The sequence below is a fragment of the Sphingobacteriales bacterium genome (assembly GCA_016699615.1).
Lineage (GTDB): Bacteria > Bacteroidota > Bacteroidia > Chitinophagales > JADIYW01 > JADJSS01.
In genome coordinates this window covers 56,097-82,441 of the sequence record CP064984.1, presented here as the reverse complement: position 1 = coordinate 82,441, position 26,345 = coordinate 56,097, and the positions used below count along the sequence as shown (strand labels likewise).

At 30.6% G+C, this 26,345-nt stretch carries 18 protein-coding genes and 2 pseudogenes; 12 read left to right on the top strand and 8 right to left on the bottom strand.

Translation table 11 applies throughout. From position 1 onward, the window contains the following. Positions 1–107 precede the first annotated feature (107 nt). The 3 genes from htpG to IPK18_00455 all read right to left on the bottom strand — a co-directional run bounded on the left by htpG (position 108) and on the right by IPK18_00455 (position 3,029). Complete coding sequence (gene htpG, locus IPK18_00465) at positions 108–1,964, bottom strand: molecular chaperone HtpG (GenBank protein QQR98049.1); 1,857 nt, start codon at positions 1,962–1,964, stop codon at positions 108–110. An 82-nt stretch (positions 1,965–2,046) separates the two neighbouring features. Beyond that, positions 2,047–2,631, bottom strand: a complete 585-nt coding sequence (locus IPK18_00460) for a hypothetical protein (protein QQR98048.1) — start codon at positions 2,629–2,631, stop codon at positions 2,047–2,049. After that, positions 2,628–3,029: a hypothetical protein gene (locus tag IPK18_00455; protein QQR98047.1), complete on the bottom strand. Its 402-nt coding sequence runs from the start codon at positions 3,027–3,029 to the stop codon at positions 2,628–2,630. The genes IPK18_00460 and IPK18_00455 overlap by 4 nt, the downstream gene beginning before the upstream one ends. Before the next feature lie 146 nt (positions 3,030–3,175). Between IPK18_00455 and IPK18_00450 the strand changes: the two genes are divergently transcribed. The 5 genes from IPK18_00450 (at position 3,176) to IPK18_00430 (ending at position 6,893) form a co-directional block, all read left to right on the top strand. Continuing rightward, positions 3,176–3,604, top strand: a complete 429-nt coding sequence (locus tag IPK18_00450) for a hypothetical protein (protein QQR98046.1) — start codon at positions 3,176–3,178, stop codon at positions 3,602–3,604. Positions 3,605–3,776: 172 nt separating this feature from the next. Further along, on the top strand, positions 3,777–4,034 hold the full coding sequence (locus IPK18_00445) for a hypothetical protein (GenBank protein ID QQR98045.1): 258 nt from the start codon (positions 3,777–3,779) through the stop codon (positions 4,032–4,034). 3 nt (positions 4,035–4,037) lie between these two features. Further along, complete coding sequence (locus IPK18_00440) at positions 4,038–4,403, top strand: PadR family transcriptional regulator (protein ID QQR98044.1); 366 nt, start codon at positions 4,038–4,040, stop codon at positions 4,401–4,403. Positions 4,404–4,414: 11 nt separating this feature from the next. Further along, the gene (locus IPK18_00435; GenBank protein ID QQR98043.1) at positions 4,415–6,109 is read left to right on the top strand and encodes a PspC domain-containing protein; all 1,695 of its coding nucleotides are present in this window, start codon (positions 4,415–4,417) and stop codon (positions 6,107–6,109) included. 208 nt (positions 6,110–6,317) lie between these two features. Beyond that, positions 6,318–6,893, top strand: coding sequence for a hypothetical protein (locus IPK18_00430; GenBank protein ID QQR98042.1), 576 nt, complete (start codon positions 6,318–6,320; stop codon positions 6,891–6,893). Between the two features lie 412 nt (positions 6,894–7,305). On the opposite strand, the pseudogene IPK18_00425 reads toward IPK18_00430, so the two are convergent. Further along, positions 7,306–8,216, bottom strand: a pseudogene (locus tag IPK18_00425) (transposase). 680 nt (positions 8,217–8,896) lie between these two features. On the opposite strand from IPK18_00425, the gene IPK18_00420 reads away from it, so the two are divergent. The 7 genes from IPK18_00420 to IPK18_00390 all read left to right on the top strand — a co-directional run bounded on the left by IPK18_00420 (position 8,897) and on the right by IPK18_00390 (position 23,140). Next, positions 8,897–13,699 carry a hypothetical protein gene (locus tag IPK18_00420; protein ID QQR98041.1) on the top strand — a complete coding sequence of 1,601 codons (4,803 nt, stop codon included), beginning with the start codon at positions 8,897–8,899 and terminating at the stop codon, positions 13,697–13,699. A 16-nt stretch (positions 13,700–13,715) separates the two neighbouring features. Continuing rightward, positions 13,716–19,550, top strand: coding sequence for a T9SS type A sorting domain-containing protein (locus IPK18_00415; protein QQR98040.1), 5,835 nt, complete (start codon positions 13,716–13,718; stop codon positions 19,548–19,550). 65 nt (positions 19,551–19,615) lie between these two features. After that, positions 19,616–19,987 carry a hypothetical protein gene (locus IPK18_00410; protein ID QQR98039.1) on the top strand — a complete coding sequence of 124 codons (372 nt, stop codon included), beginning with the start codon at positions 19,616–19,618 and terminating at the stop codon, positions 19,985–19,987. A gap of 29 nt (positions 19,988–20,016) precedes the next feature. Beyond that, complete coding sequence (locus IPK18_00405; GenBank protein ID QQR98038.1) at positions 20,017–20,373, top strand: hypothetical protein; 357 nt, start codon at positions 20,017–20,019, stop codon at positions 20,371–20,373. Then, a complete protein-coding gene (locus tag IPK18_00400) occupies positions 20,373–21,497 on the top strand; it encodes a serine hydrolase (GenBank protein QQR98037.1) in 1,125 nt (374 codons plus the stop codon). The genes IPK18_00405 and IPK18_00400 overlap by 1 nt, the downstream gene beginning before the upstream one ends. A 74-nt stretch (positions 21,498–21,571) precedes the next feature. Continuing rightward, the gene (locus IPK18_00395; protein QQR98036.1) at positions 21,572–22,375 is read left to right on the top strand and encodes an FKBP-type peptidyl-prolyl cis-trans isomerase; all 804 of its coding nucleotides are present in this window, start codon (positions 21,572–21,574) and stop codon (positions 22,373–22,375) included. Positions 22,376–22,402: 27 nt separating this feature from the next. Next, positions 22,403–23,140: an FKBP-type peptidyl-prolyl cis-trans isomerase gene (locus IPK18_00390; GenBank protein QQR98035.1), complete on the top strand. Its 738-nt coding sequence runs from the start codon at positions 22,403–22,405 to the stop codon at positions 23,138–23,140. A gap of 50 nt (positions 23,141–23,190) precedes the next feature. On the opposite strand, the gene IPK18_00385 is transcribed toward IPK18_00390, so the two are convergent. The 4 genes and pseudogenes from IPK18_00385 to IPK18_00370 form a co-directional block, all read right to left on the bottom strand. Continuing rightward, positions 23,191–23,820, bottom strand: coding sequence for a phosphoribosylanthranilate isomerase (locus tag IPK18_00385; protein ID QQR98034.1), 630 nt, complete (start codon positions 23,818–23,820; stop codon positions 23,191–23,193). Further along, positions 23,810–24,743: pseudogene (queG, locus tag IPK18_00380) on the bottom strand (tRNA epoxyqueuosine(34) reductase QueG). Before queG ends, IPK18_00385 begins: the two are co-directional and overlap by 11 nt. Then, positions 24,740–25,204 (bottom strand): hypothetical protein, encoded by a 465-nt coding sequence (locus tag IPK18_00375; protein QQR98033.1) that lies wholly within the window; start codon positions 25,202–25,204, stop codon positions 24,740–24,742. Before IPK18_00375 ends, queG begins: the two are co-directional and overlap by 4 nt. Continuing rightward, a complete protein-coding gene (locus IPK18_00370; protein QQR98032.1) occupies positions 25,197–26,258 on the bottom strand; it encodes a class I fructose-bisphosphate aldolase in 1,062 nt (353 codons plus the stop codon). The genes IPK18_00375 and IPK18_00370 overlap by 8 nt, the downstream gene beginning before the upstream one ends. Between the last annotated feature and the right edge of the window lie 87 nt (positions 26,259–26,345).

The following is a 26,345-nucleotide window of genomic DNA, read 5'->3' as shown; positions in this document are numbered from 1 at the left end:
TAAAAACATATTAGACTAGAGAAAGTTTGTTAATAAATGTTTTTATTGAAAAAAAATCTCAATATAAATTCTATATTGAGATTTCTGTATCCAACTAAATATTTTAATTATATCAATTCAAAGCTACGTTGTACAAAGTTGGTTAATGCTTCGCCTTTCAACATGTTTTGTGATAATAATGCTAAATCGTACAATTGTTTTGCTCTTTTTTCTTGTGCTGCACCATCAATTTCTAATAGCTTTGTATTTAATGAATGATTGGTATTGATTACTAAATTTATTTTTTCATCCATGCCACCAAACATAAATGGTGAACCACCACCCATTTTTTGCATTTCCATCATTCTACGCATAAATTCATTTCTTGTAATCAATATTGGTGCATCGTTTGGCGACAATGCTTTTAGTTCTATATCTACTTTATTTTTTTCTACTGTGTTTTCATACAATGCTTTCAATGTGTTTTCTTGTTCTTCTGTTAAGATAGATTTTTGTTCTTCATCTTTAGAAATTAAGTTAGAAATAATATCAGCATCAACGCGTTTAAACTGAGTTTTCTCATTCTTCATTTCTAATTGTTGCATAAAATGATTATCAATCATAGTTTCTAATTTCACTACTTCATAATTGTAATCTTTTGCTTGTTTGATATAACTGTGTTGCTCTTCTTCGTCAGAAGTGTACAGTATTACTAAGTTTCCGTCTTTGTCAGTTTGGTTGTCTTTGATTTTATTTTTTAATTCTTCTAGTGTATAGAAAGTATTTTCTGTATTTTGGAATAAGGCAAAACTATTACTGCGTTCGTAAAATTTCTCATCACTAATCATTCCATATTTGACAAACAAACCTATGTCGTTCCATTTTTCTTCAAATTGCTTTCTATCTTGATTGAATATTTCTTGTAGTTTATCTGATACTTTTTTTGAAATATGTTGGTTGATTTTTTTGACATTGCCATCACTTTGTAAGTACGAACGCGATACGTTTAATGGAATATCTGGCGAATCAATTACACCATGTAATAATGTTAAATACTCAGGCACAATTTCGCCAACATTGTCTGTTACAAATACTTGGTTGCTATACAATTGTATTTTATCTTTTTGTACTTCAAAGTTCTTCTTCAATTTTGGAAAATATAAAATTCCTGTTAGGTTGAATGGATAATCAACATTTAGATGAATCCAGAATAATGGTTCATCAAAATTCATTGGATACAATTCTCTATAGAAATTTTTATAATCTTCATCGCTTAATGACGATGGAGCCTTTGTCCACGCAGGATTTGTGTTGTTTATTATTTCTGGTTCTAATGGTTTTTCTGCTTTTTTATCTTCTTCAGATTGCCATTTGTAGCCAAATTGAATTGGAATTGGCAAAAATTTACAATATTTATTGAGTAATGATTTTATTCTTTGCTCTTCCAAAAATTCTTTAGAATCATCAGCTATATACAAGATAATTTTTGTGCCTCTTTCAGTTTTTTCAAATTCTTCTAAAGTAAATTCTGTAGAGCCATCGCAAGTCCACTTTACTGCTGCTTCATCTTTGTATGATTTTGTTTGTATTTCTACTTTATCTGCGACCATAAATGCAGAATAAAATCCAAGACCAAAATGTCCAATAATTGCATTTGAGTCTGTGTTTTTTAGTTTTTCTACAAACTCGCCTGCTGATGAAAATGCAATTTGATTAATGTATTTCTTTACTTCATCTGCAGTCATGCCAATGCCTTTGTCAGCAATTGTTAGTGTATTTTTTTCTTTATCTATACTTATTTCAATTGTTGTATCTCCAATCTCTCCATTCACTTCACCTAATTGCGACAAGCCTTTTAGTTTTTTAGTAGCATCAACTGCGTTGGATACTAATTCTCGTAAAAATATTTCGTGGTCTGAGTATAAGAATTTTTTAATTATTGGGAAGATGTTTTCGGTTTGTACGTTTATTTTTCCTGTTTCCATTTTGTGTTTAAATTTTTATTTTTAATATAGTTTTCAAATGTTGTACCATTGTATTTTTTCTGACATTTTTGGTGTTTCAATGTCATAATTTCTTATCAAAACTGTCAATTATGTCATTTATGCTTATTGCATAAATATTTTCATGCATACATGCGATGCTTCCTGCTATGTTTGCCAATTCTGCAATTGTATTCATATTTAGTTTTGCAAGATATGCCAAACATATTGTTGCAATTACGCTATCGCCAGCACCACAAACATCAGCATGTTGTATTATTTTATTAGCTTTTTTGAGTATGATTTTTTGTTCTTCATTGATATATATGTTGCCTTTTTTGCCTAATGTAATTAGGACATTTTTTGCAGCAACTTTTTTCTTTATTTCTACTATGCTATCTTTTATTTTTTGTTTGATGTTTAATTCATTACAGTAAAAATTAAATTCATTCATATTTGGTTTGAAAATAGTGCAATGCTGATAAGCACTCCAGCTTTCAAATTTTGGATCTACAAAAAATGGAATATTGTTGCATATACACAATTGAATAATTTCTTTTATGGTTTTTGATGTAAGTACACCTTTGTTGTAATCTTGAAATATTAATGCATTTGGTTTTTGCTTTGTTATAATTTTTTCTACATGATGAATGATAAATGTTTCAATCAATTTTGGATATTTTTGATTTCTTCTTCATCTATTCTTATGCTTGGTTTGTTGCTTGTAAAAATTCTTTTTTTGTATGTAGTAATGATATTTGTGTGAATTAAATATTCGTTGCTTATTTTATTTTTTGCTAATAAATCTTGTAGTTTTTTTCCTTGTTCGTCATTGCCACATACACCAACTAAGTATGGTGTACTATCTAATTTTCTAATATTGTGCGCCACATTTGCTGCGCCACCTAAGTATGTTTTTTTTTCGTACACCAATGATGTATGTACATGTTTATATTCTGTTGATTTTTTCTGTTGATGTGTGTACACATATTCATCCAACATGATATCTCCAACGATACAAACACGCTTATTTTTAAATAATTTTTCTATATTTTTTGAATCTATCATCAAGATTTCAAAAATACTGAATTATCTTTATTAAAAATAGAAATTATGTTCGGCAATTTGTTTAAATCATCAAAACCTAAGTACACGATACACAATACAGTTTGGACAAAAACAATTGTTAAAGAAGTGCAATTTTACAATTGATCATGAATTCTGACTCATTATTATTTTTATACTTCACTGATGATACTAAAAATGTATTTTTAGATTTATTTATATCAAAAGAACTCAGTTTTTCAGAAAAAATAACATCAGATGCACCTATTATTTTATTTAATGCAAATGATTTAAAAAGAAATTTGACGATTGTAAAACAACGTAATATTATTTTTTTAGACCATGCTTTTTCTTATATTAAAGAAAAAGAAATACTTGATCTTTTACATGAACAATTAGATATAAAATCATTTGTCTTTTATATTTCTTTTGATGATTTAATTTTTAATAATTTTAATACTCAATCATTAAAGTCAATTTTTAATAAATTAGGATTTAAAGAGACAGACAGCATACAGCACAGCATGATAGATAATTCCATTAAAAAACTACAAGAAAAATTTGATTCTGAAAAGTAATTTACTTTTTTAATTTATTGTAAATCAATTATTTAATTATATTTTTGTTATTTTTAACAAAAAATTAACTAAACAATATAGTACTTTGTATTACATAGTATAATGTAAAAGCATTATATTTGCATTGTAAAGTTCTATATATTATATTATTCACAATAAAAATAAATTAAAAATGAAAAAGAAAGTATTGATAGCATTGGTAATAGTAGCATTATTGCCATTAGCAAAAAAAGCAGGAGAGGTTTTAAACAACAATAAAACAATAGTTGTAGATTATTTAGTAGATGAAAATGGAAAAGCAAATGTGTTGTACATCGAAAATAGTGTATCGCCACGCAAGCTTGAAAAAATAATCAATGAGATTGAGGAAACAACATACATGACAACTCAACTCATTAATACTGTAATTTCTGTAAAAGTAAAAATCTAATCAATGACAACAAATAATCAATTTAGTATCGAGAATACAAAAATTCAAATGCGAAAAGGCATTTTAGAATATTGTATTTTAGGTATCATATCAAAAGGAGAAGTTTATGCTTCTGATATTTTGGAAAATTTAAAAAATGCAAATTTGTTGGTCGTAGAAGGTACTGTTTATCCACTACTCACACGACTAAAAAACTTAGGATTACTATCATATGTATGGAAAGAAAGTACATCTGGACCACCAAGAAAATATTTTGTACTAACAGATCAAGGTGTAGCTGCATTGCAAGAATTAGCAGAAACATGGCAAGAATTGGCAAATGCTGTAGATAGTTCTATCGCTGACAAAAAAATAAATAATAATTTTTAATCAACAATATCATGAACAAAACTTATAATATAAACTTAGCTGGACAATCATTTACGATTAATGATGATGCTTATGAATTGCTAATTGAATATTTTAATTCAATTAGAAACTACTATCAAAATGAAGATGGTAAAGATGAAATTATTCAAGATATTGAAGCACGTTTTGCAGAAATATTTTACAAAAATGGAAAAGATAAAATTGTTTCTGTTGCTGATGCCAATAATGTGATAAACATGATGGGAAGACCACAAGATTTTGAAGAAAATGAAGAACAAAAAACAACTCAACATCAATCTAAAACAGACAATAATGAGACAACAGAAACTAAAAAACTATATCGTGATGTAGATGATAATATTATTGGTGGTGTTTGTAGTGGACTGAGTAAATATTTTGGTATCAACGACCCAATTTGGATACGTATATTATTTATTATTTCTCCATTCATTACATTTGGTACAGCACTTATTATTTATATAATTCTTTGGATAATTATGCCTGAAGCAAAAACAAAGGCACAGAAATTGGCAATGCAAGGAAAACCAATCAATCTTTCCAACTTAGAAAAAAAAAATAGTGATGGTTTAGTTGATTCAAGCAATCCATTGAACATATTAATTTCAATATTTGGAAAAGTCGCAAACGCATTTATTTGGTTCTTTGTATTTTTGTTTAAGATAATTATATTCTTAATTTTTGTATCTATCATTATTGCAATATTTGCTGCGTTAGTTTCGTTTGTTGTAACACTTTTTGCTGGTGTGCCTATTGCCAATAAGTTTTTCTTCGACTCAAGTATTTACAGTACATTCTTATCAGTTGGTGGTATTTTAGTTGGTATCTCATCATTAATTGGAATTATTCTCACATCAATTCATTTGCTTTCTAAAAACAATAAACCATTGACCAAGAAAGTAGTATTGCCATTAATTGCATTATTTTTTATTGGAATGATTTTTCTATTTATTTCAGCCAAAGAATCATCAACATACTTTGCAGAACATAGAAAACTTTCACAAACAGTTCCACTGCAAGAAGCACAAATTGGCGATACATTTAAAATTGATATAAGTTATTTAGAAGAAGAAAACTTAAATATTGAAATCAATAGTTTTAGCGATTTAATGGATTTTATAAATAAAGATTATAACATAACAAATGATGTAGAAATTAGAATTTTACCAAGCAACAATAATCAGTTTTATACAATAAAAGAGTTTTCTGCCTATGGAAAAACAGAGCAAGAAGCATTAAAAAATGCAACATCAATACAACACCAAACAACACAAATAAACAACAAACTAGTCATTGATCCATTTTTTAAATACAATACAAAAGACTTTAAATTCAGAAATCAAAGATTAATTCTAAAAGTATTTGTGCCAGAAGGAAAAATCATTGCATGGAATAAACACACAGAAGAATATATCGATGTAGATAATTTAAATATTAATTGGAACAAAGAAGATATCAAAAATCTATCTTTAAATATTAATACCAACAAGAATGATTCAGCAAATGTTGTCATCAATATCAATGGTAAGACAATCAGTGTCAATGCAGCACAAGATTCAATCAAAATCAATGGTACAAACATCAGCACAGAAGATGAAGAAGATATAGAAGACGAATTAGATGATTTCTTCACCAAGCAACATTATATATTTATAATGAAAGATGGTCAGCTTGTGCCAATAGATTAGCATGTTCAATCAAATATTTCTTATAAAGAATGTTTGTTTTTTAACATAGTAGAATAATACTTACAGAATTGGTTTGCTTGTGCAAACCATTTTTTTTAATCTATGTATTGAATGTACATAAATTTATTTTAACTAACAATTAACATATTTTAGTAATATACACAACAACCAATATTGAATCATAACTATCTTTATAAAAAATCAAATTATGCATAGATTTTATTTATTAATATTAATGTTCTTGGCTAACAATATATTTGCCAATGTATCAATGAAAGATATTGTATTGTCAGATTCATTAATGCATCAAATAGTATCAATTAGTAGTAATAATACAGATGAAAATGAAATTACTAAGCAAATATCCAAAATATATGCTAAAGAATGGGAAAGTTTAGCAAAAGTAGATAGAGAAGCTATTATAAAATTACTACACATACAACAAGACTCAATCTTTTCTAAAAACGATAGTTCATATAACCAATGTATAATACTAGCAGATTCTTTCTTATTATCCAAAGAGTTTGAATTTGCAAAATTTCCAGACACATACAAAAGTAAAGGAGGAAGTTTTGCATACAATTATAAAATATATTTAGCACGTATTATTTTTAATGCATTCTACACAAAAAATGCATTACATTTCCTAACAGATGATAAATATTTTCAAAGCTTTACACCATACTTTACAAATGATGTCTTAAATAAATCAATAAACAAAGATGCTTTTATTGATGAGTTCTTTTTTTTAATCAATAATTCAAATAATAAATTGTTTAAGTAGAGCATACATTATATTTTAAGGTTGCTCGCAATATGCAAATAAAACTTTGTAGATAAATAAGTTACTTATACATTCAAAATAACATGACACGATATGTTCATTTTTTAACATAAAAAATAAATTCTCACCAAATTGCTTTGTATTAATAATCTAATTTTTAATATATACATATAGATATTTATTAGTATATGATAAGATTTTTATATTAGACTGAAATTCAGGTAATGTGGTCAAAAATGGAGCTTTTTTTAGATATAAATTAGTTTTAATTTTATATATCTATTTGAAGAGGAAGTAGGCTCTGCTGGAGAGCAACCTACCAGCAATAAGATAGATGTTTATACGATAGATGACAGTCAGCAATGGCTGTCATTTTTCTTATATCGGCAAACATTATGGCTAAGAAAACTCATTACGGATTATTTTTAAGATGTAAATACCATTTTATAAAATTCTTCTTTGCTTCAAATCTTAAACCTCTGTGCAACGTTAGTTTTTCTTTTAGATGTGTAAAATAATTTTCTAATCTATTGGTTGTATAAGGTATTTCTGCATCATCTAAATAAGAGAACATATCTGGTATAGCATTGATAATTAGACTACAAGCAGCATGTAACTTTGCATGTGTATACCAATATCTTTTTGTGTCTTCTTTATATGATTGTTCGTTAATAAAAAGCATGTTTTTATCATACCATATTTTAAACTCGACTAACCAATAAGCACTCTGTTCTATTGATTTAATAGATGTGATTTTGTTAGATAATTGAAGTAACTCTTGTGCTTGTATTGTTTTGGGTTGAGCGCTTAAATAATTACGTGTTTGACGTTTTATATGTACTAAGCAACGTTGTATAACAGCATTAGGAAAACCTTTCTAATTGCTTTTAATATTGCTTTATGACCATCACATGTAATACTATAAACATCGACACCTAACTTCTTCAAATTTTCTAAATCCTCCTTAATTTCTTTATATTTTTCTTGATTGGTTTCTCTATATAATTGAACATATCTCATGTCATGATCGTAATACAATATCAAACATAACCCATTGCTAAAATAACTACCATCTATAAGTAAATGTACTTTAGATTTACTACGGATAGCTACTGTCGGTGCTGATTTTAGATACTTATTAAACAGTCGCTGAATACTACTTTGAGACATACCACTATCTCTAATCAGATACTTATAAACCTGTCTTTCTATTATCCATTTCTTAAACCATATAAACTGATTATTGAGTGTTACACCATTATTTTTAATTGTAAAATAGACACAACAATTGGAACATTGATAGCGCTGTTTTCCATTTCTTATTCCCTTTTTATGGAAGTGATTAGAGCCACAAACTTGGCATTTTTTTTAGATTTTTCATTATCTAAGATAATATCATTGAAAACAGTTTCAATGATATTGCTCATAACAACCGTGGTTATTGACTTAAAAGACAATTTTCCGCTCCATTTCTGACCACATTGTCGAAATTCAGCTAATTGTAAATTAAATTAATCAGATTATCGCATTTTAATATTTGATAAAATTATAGCATTAAGACTTGTATATTAACACTTATTTAACAAATATTTTTTGCATATAGAGCAACTAAATGTTAATTTTATTTATCTTTATCTTATAGTAATTGTGAATTAACATCAAATTTTATTTGAATATGAATAAACTCTACATACTAATTGCTTTTTTATCTTATTTTATAATACAGCATAGTGTTGCAAACCAGAATATATTGCTCACAGACTTTGTTTTAGCTAAGCTTTTAAGGATTTTCGGTACAAATACTAATTCAATAAAATTATTAATTGAAAATGATACAGAATTCAAAATTAATGATAAAAACGATATGATTTTTATAGCAAAAAATTCAAAACATAAATTATTCAACATATAAATCTATTCTAATGAAAAACATTTACAAAATATTATTTTTACTTATTATATGCTGTTGCATACAACAATCTTACGCACAGAAAACGCTAAAAATGAAAGTAATTGAGGTTACAAATACTCCAGGTACAGATTGTGATGATGTAGTCGGTATTTGTAATGGAAGTGAATGGGAATGGCTATGGCGAGGTGGAGTACCTAATGCTTGCCACGAAATAGATAATAGCAGTGCAAATACTGTGAATCCAGATAAAACAATTTGGGGTACAAATTCATATTGGAGTGCCGATTGTTGGCCAACAGGTAATATTTCTGTAACTTTTTATGGTCAAGAAGATGATGGTGTATCTAATTGTGATATTGAAAGTGGTGCACCTTCTTCAACAAATTCATATGCTTATCCAAGTGCTACTGCAGGTGCAGGAAATATTACATTGGCAAATCCAGTTTCTGTTACGGCAGCAAGTGGTGCATTTGGTTGTGCATGTGGAGGCAATGTCTCACCAGTATTTACTTATAAATCCAGATGGGAAGTTGTAGGTGCTTATGCCGGCAATAATCTTGATGCAAATGGTTATACAAATAATAAAACCTGTGCAACAGCAAAAAACATAACATCAGGTAATAGAACAGACGATGTTAATCAATGTACAGATGCTTGGTACTACTTTGATGTATCAGCAACTAACTTAAGTAATTTAACCTTTAATGGAGCTAATGGTACAGTAACTGTGTTTTATGATGCATCTTCATCTTGCAACACATCATGTGAAGTAGGTTCAGGTAATGGTAGTGTTAGTATAGGAGGTCCAATTTCTGTAGGAAGATATTATATAAGAGTTTCAGCAAATGGTGGACGAACAAACATAAGTAGATCTACAACAACTGGTGCTAACACAAATAATTATATTGCAGCAGCAGATGATGCAGGTAATAATGGGAATTTAGGAGCTATGCCAGCAGGAGGAGGTACTTTAGCTGCTAATGATAATAATAATGGAACAAATCAAGAATCAGGAGAACCTGGATTAGCAGATAGCCATACAGATTGGTTTTTCTTTACAACTGGAGCTACTGTTCCAGCTTATGTAGATATAAATGTTTATGGAGATTATGGTGGAGATGATTTAGATGCAGATTTTAAGTTATGGAAACAAAACGATACTGCATATGTATTTCCTCGTTCTTGTGTTGATTGGAGCAAATTAACAAACCTTGGAGATGGAGATGGAGATGATAATGTGAATTGTAGAATAGATGGTACATTTGAGAATACATTAAATTCTTATAGAAGATTTTGCTTAGACCCAAATTCAAAATATTATGTTCAAGTAGCAGGCTGGCAAAATAACACCGCTGTATTTTGTCCAAATGCTAATGAGGATGAGGGTACATATAGAATTACAGTTGTTGGTTCAACTACTGCTCAAGGTAAAGACAATGTCTGTGATGCACATGATTTTGGTACATTAAATTCGAATTCGAGTACAGGTAATGTTTATTATAATAATACATGTTTAGGGACACAAGCAGGCGAGCAACGCTTAGGAGATATGTCCAATACTATGTGGTATAAGTTTACAACACCAACTGATGGACTTACTGGAGTAAATATTAATATCGAAGAAGCAGGTGAAGACGCTAATTATGTTGCAGCAACACTTTATTTAAAATCAACAGCCGCATGTTCCGGTACATCTGGACTTACAGAAGTAGCATTTGATAGATGGTGTTTTTCAGACGGTGGTACTTTTAGTGCAGAATGTTTACTTGGTGGTAGAGATTATTATTTACAAGTAGGTACAGGGTATAATTTTGATGCATGTACAAATATATTAAATGGTGGAAGAAGTGCTGGACGAATTAAAGTTAATATTTCGAGTTATAATGCTACAAATGGTGTAGATAATATATGTAATGGCACTTCAATTAATGCAAAATTATTAGGTAATATAAATACAACTTCTGGTTCTTTTGCAACATTAAATAATCAATCTAATATATGTGCAAGTACAGAAGCTGGAGAGCCAAGTGGCGGACAAAAAACAGTATGGTACTATTTTACTACTGGTGCTACTGTGCCAAGAAATATAAATATTAGAATGGCAGAACAAGATGGAATAGATCCTGACTTATACTTGTATGAAGCATGCGGAAATGTCTGTGGAGGACCTACTTGGTCTAATTTAACAAATGAAAAAAATAGCTGGGATGCAGATGCAACCAATGTGTTTGATACAGATGCAGAAATTAATGAAACTGGATATTTACATCCAAACTCAACCTACTTTATTCGTTGTGACGGAGGTGGTGGAATTTTAGAAACTGAAGGAATATTCAGCTTAGCAGTAAATTGGAATGGCACATTCAATAGCAATGATGATTTTTGTAATGCTTGGTTGGCAGGTACCACAAATGGTGGTGCTGCTGCACATACAGAGTCTATTACTAATAATGATACCTTAGATTTAGGCGAGACAATTTCTATCCCAACATTTAATAATAAATCTGCAACAGCTCAAGAACAATGTGCTTTAGATGAGCCAAATGTAGATAATGATGATGAAACAGTTTGGATTAAATTCGTTACATCAAGTACACCAGGTAGCAAAATAAGAATAAATGCAAGTGGTTCAAATGGTTCCGGTGGAGCTTTATGTACATGGACAGGTGCTTGGTTAAAAGTTTATGAAGCTGACGGAACACCAGCATTACCTACAAATTGTACAGGTTGGACTTCTTCTACAAATTGGTTTAATGGTATTACCTTAGCTAATGGTGATTATCCGAATGGTATTGATGTACCACTAATCGGAAATGTGGGTGATGAGTCTGTTTATGATATTGAATGTCCTAAACCAAATACTACATATTGGGTGCAATTAGACGATGCTTGGTATTCTACATGTGACATGATGGATTTTACAATGACAATTACAGACAACGGTTTTACAGCAGGACCAGACAAAATCTGTGATGCTACAAATTTAGGAACACTCTCAAACACAACAAACACAGACTTATTTATTAATAAACAAACTAATATTTGTGCAACAGTTGCAGCATCAGGAGAACCTGATGCATTTCCAGCTCAATCTATTGATAAGACAGTTTGGTATAAGTTCACTACACCAGCAGCTTATTATCCAACATCTCACCCATTGGCACAATTACCGCATGTATATACATTTGAGGTAGATAGACTTGGAGGATCAATAGATGCATGGCCAACTTTTGCAGTATATGAACAAACAGCAACAACTGTTCGCACATGTACACCCGAAAATGCTGCAAGTTTTTCTAATCTAAGTTTAGTTGATTATACTCAAAATTTAGATTTTGGCGATGCTAAACTAGAATATCTTTGTTTAAAAGCAAATACAACATATTATGTACAAGTTGATCATGCAAGTGTTACAGGCTTAGGTGGCGATTATGTAGATTTTTCATTAAGAGTTAAAAAAGCTGCATTTAGAGCTGCAGATAACTTATGTGATGCTGTTGATTTAGGAATCATTACACAAAATGGTACAGCGGCAGGCACATCAACTAATGTAAATTGGACACTTAGTAATAAATTTACAGCTGCTCCTTACTTTGGATTACCACATACAAATAAGTGTACAGCTGCAGAAAGTGGAGAAAATGATATATCAAACCCAGGTTCAAATAACCAACAAGAAGATAATATTACAGGTGGAGGTACACATACAGCAACAACTTGGTATAAATTTACAACAGGTACTACTGTACCAGATTGGATATATTGGTACAATAATGATAATATTCTTACTGATGCAAATAGAGGTACACTTTGTTTAGAACCATTACCATATAATGGTGGAGTTGGATTTAATTCTGAAGTTACTTTCTTGTTACCAGAAACTCCTGCATCGTGCCCAATTCAGACACAGATGGCAGTACAACCTGAAATGAACATACCAGGAGATTTGTGTGAAGCAACTACTGGATATGGATTTGGAGCACCTTGTTACAAAGATTTATTTAGATTAAAATGTCCAATACCAAACACAACTTATTATGTACAAATTAAAGATGCAGGTGCAATTTCATTATGCTATGAAGGATTATGGTCATTTGACAATGGAACATATGGCATAAAAACAGCACCTACTTTAGGAGGTGCACCTATAAATGATTCTATTTGTAATGCTATTGATTTAGGTTCAGTACCAAATGGAGGACAATTAGCACCAGCAACATTATATGACAATTTCTGTGCTACACCAGATGTACAATGGCGAGCAGATTTTTCACAAGAACTAGAAGCAGACGTATGGTTTAGATTTAAACCACCTTTGTCAGGTTCTGTATTAATTACAGCACAATCAGCACCAGCAGGTTCACCAGGTGTTGATGATGACTTAGATATACAAATGGCTATTTGGGAACCTATCTTAGGTAATGGAACAAATACACATTGCTCAGACCCACGTTATTTATGGACACCAATTTTAGCACAAGACCATAAAGACTGTGAATTAACAGAGGCAGGTATAGGTGCTTGTTCTGGGCTATCAACAAATGTACTTTTTGCATACGACATATATAATACATGTGGTGGAAGTAGTGCATTTGGTGGTGCATTTTGTAACGAGGGTAATAGCTTTATTGCAACTTGTTTAGATCCAAATAAATATTATTATCTTCAAGTTGATGGAGGAGATTATTTAACTTGTGATTTATTAGATGCGGGCGATTGTGTAATGGGGTATTTTAAATTACAAATAAAAGATGCAGCATTAGGTTTAGTAAATCCAGACAATACTGCTACAAATATTTCACCTTACACTGGATTAGGAATTAGAAATTTCGATTATATACATGATGAACCATGCTTTGCATACAATTTAGGTTCTCTCAAAATGCAAGCTTAGGTTACAGTTCATTATCATGGAAAAAATGACCAATAGATGTGCTACATCAATTGGAGATCCATTACCATATCAATGGGGCGCAAGAAATTCTTCTACAGATAAAACTGTTTGGGCTTCTTTCGTTGCACCATCAACTGGAAAAGTAAAAATTAGAGCAGAAAATATCGATCAAATAAGAGGAGAAGATGACTATCACCAAGATATAAACTTACAGTTGGCTGTATTCCAAACTTCAAATTGTTTTGATAAATGGAGATTAACAGAACTAAGAAGTGGTTTCGGATTTGATGGTGGCTGTATAGAATTAGATCCAACAAATGCTGATGATTATACAGGTGTTTGTTTACCAGGTGTATTAGGCTGTGGCTTTGATGAGTATATGGTTGTTAGCTGTTTAAAACCAGGTGAAACATATTATATCATGATTGATGGTGATGCAAGTTATGTTGCAGGAGCAGATTTTGAAGATGTAGAAGGTGATTTTAGAATATCAGTACAAGAAGTATCTGGAATTCCTGCATCTACAAATGATGATATTTGTGATGCTGCAACAATTGCAGGAGTAAATGCATTGGCAGTTAATGGTTCAGTAACAACAGTAGCTTTCAACAATAGCTGTGCAACTATAGAACCAAATATAGAAGGTGCAGGTAAAATTGCAGAAAAAATCACAGGTACATATCAAGATAATTTGGCAGATTTAACTACAGATGAGTTTAATGTAGAACATTCATTATGGTTTAAATTCCAAGCTCCAGCATCTGGAAAAGTAAGAATTGAAGCATTACAAGAAGTTAATGATATTGATCTTGGAATTGCAGTGTATGATATACCAAACCAAACATGTAATGGTTTAGCAACAAATGGATTTACAATCATGGAAGATTATGATCCACCAATACTTGGAGGACAAAGTGAAGATATGGAGGTGCATTGTTTAGTTCCTAACAGATGGTATTGGGTACAAGTAGATGGAGATAGAAATACAACTTGTGGTCCTTTACTTACAGCTATTTGTGGTGATCCATTAAGAGATGTTGCAGGTGGCACAGGAACAGATTGTGAGACAGGACAGTTTAAAGTAAAAATTACACATTTACCAGCAGATCCAACTTACGCAAGTAATGTAGATTATACAGTAAATCCAGATTTGCCAGGTGGAAATGACAATATGTGTGAAGCACACAGAGTTAAAAATCCATCTGGTTCAATAAATATTTTTAATAATGCAACATACCTACAAAATGGAGAAAGTATAACATTTAGACATAATAACAGATGTGCAACTACAGAAGTAAACGAACCAGAAATGAATGGATGGGATTTGAATCCATTTAATTCAGATAATACACCAACGGTTTGGTATGCATTCAATACTGGACCAATTCTTCCACCACTATTACCTGGAGAAATTACGATTAATGTAACCAATCCAAGTGGTACTTGTTTTGATCCAGATATGGACTTATATGAATATACAGGAGCCTTAAATTCATATTATACAGCTGCTGGTTGTACAAACTTAGGCAATAATAAATTTAATAGATTATACAGAGTTGGAGAAGGAACAAACATTCCATATTTACCACTTAATCCAAGAAATGAAAGAATTACTTTGACTTGTCCTAAACCAATGACTACATATTTGTTAAGAGTTGCAGGCTCAAGTGCCTGTCCATTATTTGGTGATAATATGGGTGATTTTGATATATCTATATCAATGTCAGCTACACCAGGATTAGATGTTGCAAATGATGATATTTGTAATGCAAGAAATATGGGAACTGTAGCTGCTGGTGGTAGTCAAATTAGAAATTTAGAAAATAATTTCTGTGCTACTCAGCAACAAGGCGAACCAAATACAGACCAAGATTGTGTGCAATCTGAACCATGTTCTGACGAAACAGTATGGTTTAAATTTAGAACAAGTGCAACACCAGGCGATATTGAAGTGGTAGTAAGAGACGTTCTTTCTAACGGTTATATTGCTGCACCACAAATTGCAGTGTATAGATATATAGGCGCAGATAATTCTTGTACCACAGATCCATTTAATGGAATTGCTAAACTAGATGAAAATACAGGCGTTGTCGTATTAGCAGGTGTTACAGTAGATTCAGCAAAAGTATCTATTCCATGTGCAAAACCAAATACATGGTACTATGTACAAGTTGATGGTATTGATATGTCATTATTAGGATTTACATTACCTGGAGCTACAGATAACTTTTTATTCAATTTACAAGTTAGAGATTTAGGAAATTATTCTAAACGTGCTTCTAATGATAATTTAGTGAATGCACTTCCAATGGATAGTACTGTTACAGCACCAGGTTTATATGTTTTACCAGCAGGCGGTACAAAATCAAGATATGGACATAATATATGTGCTACTTGCGAAAATAATGAAAGTGGAGACTATTGTGGAACTAGTGAAACTGGTCATACTGCAATATTTAGTGCAGAGGATGAAACAGTATGGTTTTATTTTACAACATCTGATAATCCAGGTGTAACAACTATAACTGTTGCAGACAATCCAAGTATTTCTGGTACATTCTCACCAAACTTTACATTGTATTATTACAACCAAACAATGGGTAATCCAGCATTTAGAGTAACAAATGCACCAAGTAGAGTAATAATTCAAGAAGGTTCAAGTTCTACAGGTGTAAGTTCTACATCAGAATCATTTACTTGTTTGTTACCTAATACAAGATATTTAATACAAATTGATGGTAATGATAATGTACCATTTACTGTAGACCAAGGTGACTTTATCGTTACAGTTTCTGATGATGGTTCTGGAAATCCTGGACCAAGTAATGACTTGATATGTAGTGCAGAAGCATTGAGTACTAGTATGGCTAGTGCTGTAAATAGAACTAATAAATGCTCATGGGAAGAAACAGGAGAACCAAATACAAGTAATAATATGGGTGGAACAGGAGATGATGTGACTTCTAATGATTATGACGAAACTGTTTGGTTCACATTTGTGCCAACTGCAGAACAAAGTGTTAGAATGCAATTAGATGTAACATCAGGTATGTTAGGTGGAATTAATTATGTATTGTATGAAGTGCCAAGTACAACAACAATAACTTGCACAGGCACACCAGCTGATATTCCAACATGGAGTCAATTAAAAGAAATTGCAAGTGGTTCTTCAACATTATTAGTAGGTAATGAAATTGATGAAACATGGCCATGTTTGAAAACATCAAAACGATATTATTTACAAATTGATGGAAATGATTTAGTAGGCTCTGTTGATGTTGGTAATTTTAATATTCAGTTGACAAACTCAAATCAAACAACTCCATTAAATGATGATATTTGTGGTATTGGTGCAACACCAGGTGCATTCCCATCTACTTCAACATCTGGTAATTTTGGTACATTTACAACTTCTACAACAAAAGCATTTACTGCACAAAATAATACATGTGCAACACAACAGGTTGGAGAGCCAGAAACAGATGGACCATTAGATGATATTACTGATGGTAGCTATGACCATACATTGTGGTATAAGTTTGTTGCAAGCAACACAGATGGTACTTACAATATTAATGTTACCAATGGTGCAGGAGATGCAATAAATGCTTATATTGGAGTTTGGAGAGAGGATAATACGTCAGGTGCTCCAGTTTGTACATCAACAACATGGAACAATATGACACAAATTAAAGAATCTAATAATGTAGATTTAAATAATAATGAAACACTAGGTTTAGCATGTTGGGAAATAGAAGAAGGTAAAACATACTATGTGCAAATTCAAGGTATTGATGGCGTATTAGGTGGCGATGTAGGAAATAACTTTAGTGTTTCTGTACAATTTACATCAGGTACAACTAATCCAGCTGATAATATTTGTACTGCGCCAACAGCGAATATTGGAACGACATATAATGCTGATAACAGATGTGCTACATCACAAGCAAATGAGCCAAATGTTTCGCCAATGCCACAAACTCCATCAAATGGTAGTTCTTATGACGAAACATTATGGTATCAATTTGTTGCACCTGCTTCTGGAGAAGTAAGATTAACCTTATCAAACTTCAGCGTACCTTTATTGTTGTCAGTAAATATGAATTTATATGAAGCACCAACAGGTTATAATTGTGCTACAAATGGATTTACAGGATTAATGTTAAATGAGTCATCAGGATTTTTAACAAGTGGATTGGGAAGTACTGACTTTAGATGTTTGTCTCCAGGTAAAACTTATTATATCCAATTTGATGGTAATGACCTTTTTACTGATAGAGGAACTTGGGATTTTGTAATTAATGATTTATATGCTGAAAATGTAGCCCCAGCAAACGACGAGCCTTGTGGAGCAGAAGATGTTACACAACATATAAGAAGTGCTGCATTTGGACCATGTTCTTCTGATGGACAATATCTTACCAAAATATATGTTGTAAAAGATACAGCAACAGATATAGACCAAGCAACTAAAACAGCAACAGCTATTGGTTGTAATGGAGAAAGTAACTGTAATGACTATTGGTTTAAATTCACTGTTCCATTGAGTGCTACAGGAATTAGAATACAAGGGAATGATGAATATTCATCTATAGCAGGAATAAATAATTCAGATCAACATATTGGAATATATAGAGCACCTAGTGGTTGCAGTGGTGTCTTACAACAAGTGAATTGTGGTTCTGGTGGATTTGGTAATGATGTTGATATGACAGTTGCTGCTTTCCCTGGCGAGACATTATATTTACAAGTATTTAATGCAGATGCACCAACTAACCCAAATGATGTAACATTTGGTTTCTGCTTATCTGTAGATTGTCCTGCAAAACTACCTTGTAGTACATCATCAAGTATTGGTTATGACCAACCACAATGTTGGAATATGAATACCAATGGTACAGACTATAATCCTATATATTATGATTGTTTGTCAGAAGCAAATAACTCTGTGAATTATTTTACATTCAATACAGATTGTGATGGTACACCAGTTGATACTGTTCAAATGATATTCTCATTAACAAATTTAGGTTGCGGAAAAACAGCAATGTCAATGATGCAAGATAATACACCATGTACACCAGATTATCAAGAAGTAATTGTGAATTGTGCAGTATTTGAGGAAGTATTAGGTGGTACTACGGCAACTAACTTTAATCAAACATATATATTACCTAGATGTACAAAATATGTAGTACAAATCATTAGTGATGAAAATGAAGCAAGTTGTGCATCTGCAGGACAAATATTGTTTGTAAAAGGAACATCGCCAACAACTATATTGCCAATTGAATTATTATCATTTACAGGTTATAATGATGGTGAAGTCAATGTATTGAATTGGACAACAGCATCTGAAATTAACTCTTTGAAATTTGAAATTGAAAAATCTTATGATGCTACCAATTTTGAATATATAGGAGAAAAATTAGCTGCTGGAAATAGTAATATTCCAGTTGATTATACATTCAATGATGAAAATCCACAAGTTGGAGATAATTACTATAGATTGAAAATGTACGATACAGATGGTACATTCAAATATTCAGAGATTATTAATATCAAATTAGGAGAGAACAATACTGCAATTAATGATGGTATAGTGAAAATATATCCTAATCCAACTAATGGTTTATTGAATATTCAATACCAAGCAAGTAGAGCAACTGAATTAGACTTGAATGTATTTGATGTAACTGGCAGAAATATGATAAACGAGGCTAAGAAAGTAGAAAGAGGTATGAATATCATACAAATTGATGCTATGCAGTTTGCAAAAGGTATGTATATCTTAAATTTACTAGATAAAGAACAACAACAAAATCATCAAGCTAAGTTCGTTAAAGAATAAATAATTCAATGAATATTTAATTAATTAATCCCAATCAATTGATTGGGATTAATTATATTTACGAAATGTTTCGAAGTATAATTTCAGTAGTATTTTTATTCTCTTTTTTTCATTTTTATGCTCAAAATGTAGATAGTGCATCATTGGCTGAAAATTTAAAAATAAAAACTAAGAAATTTAACCCAGAAAAAGTTAGAATTTTATTTGGCATGAATTATACTTATGCCATTCCTACAATGATACAGAATGATTTGTACAGCGGTGAATACAAAATCAAATTAGATACATTTGGTGGGATTAACCTTACTGAATTTATAGAATATGATGACAAACGTAACTTAAGAAAAATTACAGTGCATCAAATTTACAAATTTCATTACAAGCCAATTTTTGGAAGAATTTATATAATGGAATCCATTATCAGTTTTTTTCTATAAAAAATTACAAAAGACAAGGTACAAGTTTATTGTCAAAGCAAAATTCTTTTTTCTTTGTCATTGCAACATCAATAGGATATTCATTTGAGTTTCTTAAAAATAAAAACTTGCACATCATGCCAACATTCAGAATTGGTGGATACACTGCTGATGAATATTTTGATTCTAAAGGAAAGAAAATCTATCTTGGATTAGATTGTAAGTTTAGATATTTAATAAAAAATAAGTTTGGTTTTTCTGTTGGTGTAGATTATGATTTCTATAAATACAAATACAAAGGTTATAGCAATATCTATAATAGAGAAACATACCAAAAGACTACATTAAACAATATCTATTTTAATCTTGGCTTTGCTTATAATATAAATATCAAATTAGATAAATAATGAATAAAAAAATAACTGCATTAAAAATATTTACAGTTATAATAGTATTTGTGCTAAGTATATTAGTATTCAAATTAAATGATTCATTACGTGTGCCAAGTATATTTGATGGTAAGTTTTACAATACATTAAGTATCCCATCAGCAACAAAAAAAACAGAATTAAAAAAAGAATTAAGACAAATTCCAGAATTACAACTTTGGGCAGATTCTTCAACATATTTAGAAAATTTATATACAGATATATTTTTAAAAAACACAAATACTACATCATTTCTAATTGTAAAAAATGGTAAAATCATTTTTGAAAGATACCTTAATGGTGTAAAAGAAGGCGACATTACCCAAGTATTTTCTGTTACAAAAGTATTTATTACAGCTTTGTTAGGTATAGCAATCAAAGAAGGCATAATAGAAAGCAACCAATTACCAGTTTCCTTTTTTTATGATAATTTAAAAAATCCATTGTATGATAGTCTTAAGCTAGAATATCTTTGCCAAATGACTTCTGGATTAAACTATGATGAATATGGAAATTTATTACAAACAGTTAGATTTTATTACAATAGAGATTTGCAATCTGCCATTGAAAATGCAAAATTTACATACAAACCAGGAAAAGTATTTAAGTATAAATCTATAGATACTCAAATTTTAGGAGATTGCATAACGAAAGCATTAAAAGATAAGAGTTTTACTACATATTTATACGAAAAAATATGGGAACCATTAGGTATGCAAGATTCTTCTTTTTTTACTGTCGATAGTCGACTTACAAGAGTACCCAAATACTATGGTGGATTAAATACTACTGCTAGAGATTTGGCAAAATTTGGTGTAATGATTGCCAACAATGGTATGTATAATGGCAAACAGGTAGTGCCAAAATCTTGGCTCAATCAATGTGATGATGAAGCAATGAGAAGCAAATCAGAAGAAAGATACTGCAATGCATGGTACTATTCAGTAGATGATAGTTTGAGCAATGTATATTATGCAGCTGGTTTTAACGGACAAACGATGCTCATAAATGAATCTAAAAAAGTAGTCATTATTCGTCTAGGCATTGAGAAAGGCAATGTACATTGGTATCCAATCTTGAAAAGATTGTCAGAAATTGTTTAAAAAATATTTATGAAAAAAAGTTAATTGTTAGCTTTTATAGTTTCCTTAAACTATCTTTGTCAAAAATTATTAACATGCAAAAAAATGTACTATTTGTTACTTTTTCGATATGCTTATTAGTCTTTGGACAAAATTCAACAACAAAGTCTAAAACAACGACAAAAGTAACACCAAAAACAACAACGACAACAGTAGCTCCAAAATTGAAAACACTTGCAGATTCAATTGGCTATATACTTGGTGTACAAATTGTAAATGATATTCAAAAAAACACAGTAACTAATCCAAGTTTATCAGGATTAAATTTAGGATTCAAAGATGCTTACAACAATTCAAGCAAATATTTGATTCCTGAAGAAAAATTCCAAGAGTATTTACAAACATTCTTTCAAAATCAACAAGCACTATTGTCAAAAGCAAAATCTGATGTAAATGACAAATTCTTTGAAGAAAATGGTAAAAGACAAGGTGTGAAAAAAACAGCTAGTGGCTTACAATATGAAGTGATTTCATTAGGCACTGGCGCAAAACCATTAGCAACTGATGTTGTAAAAGTATTTTACAAAGGTACGCATTTAGATGGAAAAGAATTTGATGGTAATATTGGTAAAGAGCCAATTACATTTCCATTGAATCAAGTAATTTTAGGATGGACAGAAGGTTTGCAGTTAATGCCAGTGGGTTCTAAATTCAAATTCTATTTACCACCAAGTTTAGGTTATGGTGTTAACGGAAGTCCTCCAGTAATTGAACCAAATGAAGCTTTAATTTTTGAAGTTGAACTATTAGGTATTGAAGCTCCAAAAGAAAATATTGCACCACAATTATTCAACCCAGAGCAAGAACATGACCACTCAGATCCAAATCATAAACATTAATATAAATTAATCAATCAATCAACCAAAATGAAGAAGTATTCTATTTTAATTTTAAGCATTGCTGTATTATTAGTTTCAGCATGTAAGTCTGGTGGTTCGTATAAAAATGCAAACCCAAAAACATCAATGGATTCAGTGTCGTATGCTGTTGGTCTACAAATTGCATCACAATTAAGACAAAATGGTCTAGATAGTACAATCAACCCAGAATTATTAGCACGTGCAATCTATGATGTAATGAATAGTAAAAAACAATTATTCGGAGGCGATACCATTGCAGCTGTCTTAATGAAACAATTTAATCCACAAGCTTATCAGCAAGCAGAATTCAACAAAAAGAAAGAAAAAGATTTCTTTGCAAAAAATGGTACAGCAGCTGATGTAAAAACTACAAGTTCTGGATTACAATATCAAATAATTTCTACAGGTACAGGACAAAAACCTACTGAAAGTAATACTGTAAAAGTACATTACAAAGGTATGTTGTTAGACAGTACTGTTTTTGATAGTTCTATTGATAGAAAAGAGCCAGCTATTTTTCCTTTAGCAAATCTTATACAAGGATGGAAAGAAGGTATCTTATTAATGCCTGTTGGTTCTAAATTCAAATTCTTTGTACCATCAAAATTAGCATATGGTATGCAAGGAATTCCACAAGCAGGAATTGGTCCAAATGAGCCATTAATTTTTGAAGTAGAATTGATTTCTATTGAGCCAGACGCTCCACAAATGAATCCAATGGAGATGCAACAAGAAATGCACTAATAACATTTTAGTTTTATAGTTTAATGCCATTCATTTCTGAATGGCATTTTTTATTGTAATTGATGAATAGCATTGATTAATGCTTCGCACTTTTTTATATCTTTATTTGAAGGAGAAATTTCTAATTGACTATTGAAATCTAATGCAAATATTTTGTCTGCAAAATTTAATTGTTTGATTTGTTTTATGTGTTCAATATTTAAGCCACCTGATAAAAATATTTTTTTATTTAATGTGTAATTGTTTAATATATTCCAATCGAAGGTAATGCCGCTTCCGCCAAAATCTTTAGTTTTGGTATCAAATAGAAAGTAATCACATACTTCGTCATATGCATTTAGTTGCTGAAAGTCAAAGTGTTCGTCAATGCCAAATGCTTTAATGATTTTAAAATCTAAATACTTTAGTTGCTCACAATATTCTACACTTTCATCTCCATGCAATTGTAAATAATTTATTTCAGCTAGTGTTGCAATACTTATTACTTTTTTGATGTCTTCGTTTACAAATACGCCAACTTTTTTAGTAAATCGAGTATCTAAATCTAAACTTAGATATTCATCTATGGTAATATATCTCTTTGATGCTGGATAGAAAATAAATCCAATAAAATCTGGGTTTAAAGCAAGTAATTCTTTGATGTTCTGCGCATCACGCATGCCACATATTTTAATCTGCATCTTTTATAAAATTGATATTACGTTTTAATCCTTTAAATTTAGTTCTTTTTATTGCAGAGTGTTTGAATAAACTATTAAATACTTCTTCAGTCAAATCTTCCCAATCTTCTTTTTTCATTTGCAATAGTTCTGACTTAGCTTTAAATTTCTCTTCTTGATGTGGTATTGAAAATCGATTCCATGGGCAAACATCTTGACATATATCACAGCCAAAAATATATTTTTTAATTTTATCTTTAAAATAACTATCAATTATTTCATCTTTTAATTCAATTGTCAAATATGAAATGCACTTGCTTCCATCAATAATTTGATTGTTTAATATTGCATCAGTTGGGCAAGCATCAATACACGCTGTCAGTACCACAATAATCTTTTTCGAGTTCTGTGTCGTAATCTAACTCTACATCTAAAACAATTTCTGCTAAAAAGAAAAAAGAACCTTGTTGTTTGTTGATTAATAATGTGTTTTTTCCAATCCAACCAACACCAGATTTTTTTGCCCATACTCTTTCTAAAATTGGCGCAGAATCAGTAAATCCTCGAGCATTTATTTTGCCAATATTTTGTTGTAATATTTCAATATATGTTTTTAGTTTATTTTTAATAACATCATGGTAGTCTTCATTATATGCATATTTTGAAATTTTATAGGCTTGGTCAATGTGTGGGTGTGTTGTGTGGTAATTGTATAGTAGTGTAATTACAGATTTTGCATTTGGAACAAGTAAATCTGGATTTAATCTAACATCAAAATGATTTTCCATGTACTTCATTTTTCCATGGTAATTGTTGTTGAGCCAGTTTTCTAATTTTGGCGCTTCTTCTTCTAAATAAGTTGATTGACTAATGCCACAAAAAGAAAATCCTAATTGTGATGCAGTTAATTTAACTATTTCAGTATATTTTTTTGTTGCATTCAATTGTCCAGTACAAAAAATATTTCATGCAATTTAGTTTCATTTTTTAATACGACAACTAAACTTTTTTCACTTCTAAATTTATATATTATTTGTTGAGGAAAATCATGATGCTTGTTTTCAAATATAAAAGAATTTTTGCTTTGTTCTACTAAGTCAAATTTTACAATATCAGAATTTCCTTCAGTATAACCTTTTATAACCATACTCCACTGTCCATTGTTTTTATGCAATAGCATATCTTCAAACAATGTTGTACTATCAGCATAGCCTTTGCCATTCAATAAAGTATCATTTATTTTTGTCCAAACATCGTACCCACTTGCATCTGGATAATCTAAATTCCACTTGCCAACAAATATATCAGGAAATGATTTGTTTGGATTGTACTTGCACGAAATAATAAGCAATACGCAAACGAGCGTAATGATGAATGTGCTTCGTTTATTGCAAAATTTAGGCAATATCAATATCTTTATTCAAGTATACATCTTGGATGGCATTCAACAACTCAACACCAACTTTCATGTCTTTTTGGAATGCTTTTCTACCAGAAATTAATCCCATTCCACCAGCTCTTTTATTGATGATTGCAGTTTCAACTGCTTCTGCCATATCTGTTTGTCCTTTACTTTCGCCACCTGAGTTGATTAAACCAGCTCTTCCCATATAACAATTAGCTACTTGGTATCTTGTTAAGTCAATTGGATGTTCTGTCGTCAATTTTTCGTAAACAGATTTGTGTGTTTTACCAAAGTTTATAGCGTTGTACCCACCATTGTTTGTAGGTAGTTTTTGTTTAATGATATCAGCTTGAATGGTAACACCAAGGTGATTTGCTTGTGCAGACAAATCAGCAGATGTATGATAATCAACACCATCTTTTTTAAATGCATTATTTCTAAGATAACACCAAAGAATTGTGGTCATACCCAATTCATGTGCATATTCAAAAGCTTTTGCTACTTCAATAATTTGTCTTCTACTTTCTTCAGAACCAAAATAGATAGTAGCACCAACAGCAGTTGCGCCCATATTCCAAGCATCTTTTATACTACCAAACATGATTTGGTCAAATGTATTTGGATAGGAAAGAAATTCATTGTGATTTATTTTTACTACAAATGGAATTTTATGAGCATATTTTCTAGCAACCATACTCAATACACCATAAGTAGAAGCTACAGCATTGCAACCACCTTCAATAGCTAATTTTACAATATTCTCTGGATCAAAATAAATAGGATTTGGTGCAAAACTTGCTCCAGCACTGTGCTCGATTCCTTGATCTACTGGAAGAATTGATACATAGCCAGTTCCTGCTAAACGTCCAGTATTATAGATCTGTTGCAAACTTTTTATAGTTTGTATATTTCTATTGCTTGGTGCAAACACATCATCTACAAAATTTGATGATGGTAAATGTAATTGCTCTTTTTGTATTGTATTAGATTGATGTTGAAGTAAATATTTGGCTCTTTCTTCGCCTAATAATTCAATAATTTGCTGAACTGTCATGGTGTATAAAAATGTTTGCCAAATATAAGTATAATGTCTTTGAAATGAGAATAAATATTCAGAAAATAAATAACAAATTGATGTTTT